Source organism: Serratia sp. Nf2 (assembly GCF_003028435.1).
Lineage (GTDB): Bacteria > Pseudomonadota > Gammaproteobacteria > Enterobacterales > Enterobacteriaceae > Serratia > Serratia marcescens_L.
In genome coordinates this window covers 1-923 of record NZ_PYTW01000041.1, presented here as the reverse complement: position 1 = coordinate 923, position 923 = coordinate 1, and the positions used below count along the sequence as shown (strand labels likewise).

At 55.9% G+C, this 923-nt stretch carries 2 protein-coding genes; both read right to left on the bottom strand.

Going from position 1 to position 923, the window contains the following annotated elements; translation table 11 throughout:
• Positions 1-407: phage terminase large subunit family protein (locus C9411_RS25290; RefSeq protein ID WP_233221951.1), on the bottom strand; the 407-nt coding region annotated here is incomplete at its 3' end.
• A partial coding sequence (locus C9411_RS25285; RefSeq protein ID WP_107228163.1) for an RNA polymerase subunit sigma-70 occupies positions 379-923 on the bottom strand: 545 nt, incomplete at its 5' end. The genes C9411_RS25290 and C9411_RS25285, both read right to left, overlap by 29 nt.

Below are 923 nucleotides of genomic sequence, written 5' to 3'. Positions count from 1 at the left end.
GCCAGCACCGGGGTATCACGCAACATCGGCGCGATCTCGGTTTTACTGTAATCTTCGGCATCTTCAACACGCGGCTGAACGATGAGGATCGGCGACGGGTCATGCGCCAGGTAATAGCCGACAACGTGGTCAAGGATTTTGGTGTAGCCAACGCGCGCCGACTTCATCACCGACACCTGCGTCACCGCTGGATCAGTAATGGCGTCCATCATGCCATCCTGATACGCGAAAGACCGGAATCGGCCCGTTTGCGCACTGGTTTCTTTCGAGAGCACCGCGTATTTATTAGCCCATTCGCTCAGTGACAGCGGTTCGGGCGGGCGAACATCGGAGCGACGCTGGCGCAGCTCCCCGGTGAAATTCTGCCAGGCTGCAGCGTTAGTTCTCTCCTCGGTTGTTATCTGCATCAAGGCTCAATTCCTCCATCGCCTCGTAAACCACCTCCTGCAGTGCCTGGACAAACTCCGCATCGTTGGTGGTAGAAGCCAGCACCCGTAACCGGGGGCCATGTTCAGGAGCAATCGCAATGAGACGGGTGCGCATGCGGGCGTATTCATTACCTACGGCCTCGATCATGTCTTTGTACGGCAGCACCTGCCCGGATTTAATGTCGTACTCGAGCTGGGTAAGCAACGCGAGGAAGTTTTCTTTCATCTGGCGCGCTTCATCAAGCGTCATCGTCACGCCGTGCTCGGCGATCATTCGCTCAACGGTTTTCGTCGGAGACTCGGCCAGATCCTTATCGTTTTTGTTACCTGACTTGTTACCCGAGGATCTGTTACCTGTTTTGTTACTCTGCTTGTTACCTGCCGGTTTTTTCTCTGGTCGGGTAACAGTTTTTCGGAAGCGCTCGATGTTCGCATTCGACGCTTCAACGTCAATGTCGTCTCCGGCCAGAACCAGCCAGCCGCGGGCCTTCCAGG